The sequence below is a fragment of the Streptomyces synnematoformans genome (assembly GCF_039531005.1).
Lineage (GTDB): Bacteria > Actinomycetota > Actinomycetes > Streptomycetales > Streptomycetaceae > Streptomyces > Streptomyces synnematoformans.
The window spans coordinates 1-2127 of sequence record NZ_BAAAPF010000583.1; the positions used below are offsets into that span (position 1 = coordinate 1).

Sequence of the window (2127 nt, forward strand, 5' to 3'; positions counted from 1 at the left end):
CCGACCCGCCCGGCCGCCCCGCCCCCGCCGCTCAGCAGCAGCCCGGGTCCAGCCCCGCCGGCAGCCCCGCGCCGCCGAAGACCGCCGTCGTCGCCTCGTCGCCGCCGACCGCCGCGATGGCCAGCAGCAGCGCCCCCGCCGTCCACGACGTCAGCTCGGCGGGCCAGATCGCGTCGTCCTCGAAGACGTACCCCGTCCAGTACATGCCGTCGTCGGCGCGCAGGTGCTTGAGCCAGCGCAGGATCTCCAGCGCCCGTTCGCCGTCGCCCGCCGCCCACAGCGCGAGCGCCAGCTCCGCGCTCTCGCCGCCGGTCACCCACGGCCGGTCGCTGACGCAGCGCGCGCCGAGCCCGGGGACGACGAAGCGGTCCCACTCGCGCTCGATGCGCTCCACCGCGGCCGCGCCGGTAACCGCGCCGCCGAGCACGGGGTAGTACCAGTCCATCGAGAAGCGGCCCTTGTCGAGGAACCGCTCCGGGTGCCGCCGGATCGCGTGCGCGAGCCGGCCGAGGGCCAGCTCCCAGCCGGGCTGCGGCTCACCCAGCCGCTCGGCGGCGGCCAGCGCGCAGCGCAGCGCGTGGTGGACGGACGAGGAGCCGGTCAGCAGCGCCTCGGTGCGCACCGCCCCCGCGGCGGCGCCTTCCTCCCGGCCGGCCCCTTCCTCCCGGCCGGCCCCTTCCTCCCGGTCCGCCCCTTCCGCCCGGCCCGCCGGTTCGCGCTTCCACCCGATCTGCCCGCCCGGCTGCTGCAGCCGCAGCACGAACTCCACCGCCGCGTGCACCGCCGGCCACATCCGGCGCAGGAACGCCTCGTCGCCGGTGGCCAGATAGTGGTGCCAGACGCCGACGGCCGGATACGCGCAGAAGTTCGTCTCCCGGCCGAGGTCGGTCGGCCGGGCCGCGTCCCCGTCGGCGTAGGCCGCGTACCAGGAGCCGTCCGCGAGCTGGTGCGCCCGCAGCCACTCGTACGCCGCCTCCGCCCGCCCGTGCTCGCCCGCCGCGTCCAGCGCCATGGCGGCCTCGGTGTGGTCCCACGGGTCGAGGTGGTGCCCGCGGAACCACGGGATCGCCCCGTCGTCCCGCTGCACCGCGGCGATCCCGGCGACGGTCCTGCCCACCTCGGCGGCGGAGAGCACGCCGGGCAGGACCAGGTGTTCCGTCCGTTCGGAGCCGGTCACCGGCCGCCCTCGTGCGGCTTGGTCGCGTAGACGACGACGCTCTTGCCCATGACCGGGTCGAGCAGCCGCTCGGCGAGCCTGGTCGCCAGCGGCTTCTTCATGATGTCCCAGACCAGCAGCTTGTGGTACGCGCGCACCGCCGGCGACCTGTCGTTGTCCACGCCGACCGCGCACTTGATCCACCAGTACGGCGCGTGCAGCGCGTGCGCGTGGTGGAGGCCGTACGGCCGCAGGCCCGACTCGCGGATTCTGCCGACCAGTTCGTCGGCCTTGTAGATGCGGATGTGGCCGCCCTCGACCTCGTGGTACGCGTCCGAGAGCGCCCAGCAGACCTTCTCCGGCCCGTAGCGCGGGACCGTGACCGCGATCCGGCCGCCGGGGCGCAGCACGCGCACGGCCTCGGCGAGCACGCCCTTGTCGTCGTGGATGTGCTCCATCACCTCGGAGACGATCACGACGTCGAAGCCGTCGTCGGGGAAGGGCAGCGACAGCGCGTCGCCCTCGACGGCGGCGGCGGAGGCGCCCGCCGGCGCCTCGCGCGCCTCCGCCATCGCCGCGAACCAGCGGGCGACTTCGCGGAGCTCGGCGCCGTCGCGGTCGAGGGCGACGACGCGGGCGCCGCGCCGGTAGCACTCGAAGGCGTGCCGCCCGGCGCCGCAGCCCAGGTCGAGCACGCGGTCGCCGGGTGCGAGCGGGAAGCGGGTGAAGTCGACGGTCAGCAAGGCTCCTCCGGAGGGGTGGGCGGGGGGCGGCGGGCGGCGGCGACGCGGCGGCGGCCGGGCGGGGCGTCGTTGCCACGGGCGGCCCGGGGGTCGGGGTCGGGAAGCGGAGGGCGGGTGCCGTGACGTGGCGCGCCGCCGTGACGCGGTGCGGTGCGGTACGGGGCGGAGCCGGCCGGTGGCCGGCGGGCCGTCATCCGCGGTCACCGCCCGCCGCGCGCACGCGGGGCG

2 protein-coding genes are annotated in these 2127 nt (G+C 77.0%); both read right to left on the reverse strand.

The window, feature by feature from the left end; translation table 11 throughout:
• Positions 1–31: 31 nt before the first annotated feature.
• Positions 32–1177 (reverse strand): prenyltransferase/squalene oxidase repeat-containing protein, encoded by a 1146-nt coding sequence (locus ABD317_RS36240; protein ID WP_344296197.1) that lies wholly within the window; start codon positions 1175–1177, stop codon positions 32–34.
• The gene (locus ABD317_RS36245) at positions 1174–1899 is read right to left on the reverse strand and encodes a methyltransferase domain-containing protein (RefSeq protein ID WP_027755841.1); all 726 of its coding nucleotides are present in this window, start codon (positions 1897–1899) and stop codon (positions 1174–1176) included. The genes ABD317_RS36240 and ABD317_RS36245 overlap by 4 nt, the downstream gene beginning before the upstream one ends.
• Positions 1900–2127: the final 228 nt, after the last annotated feature.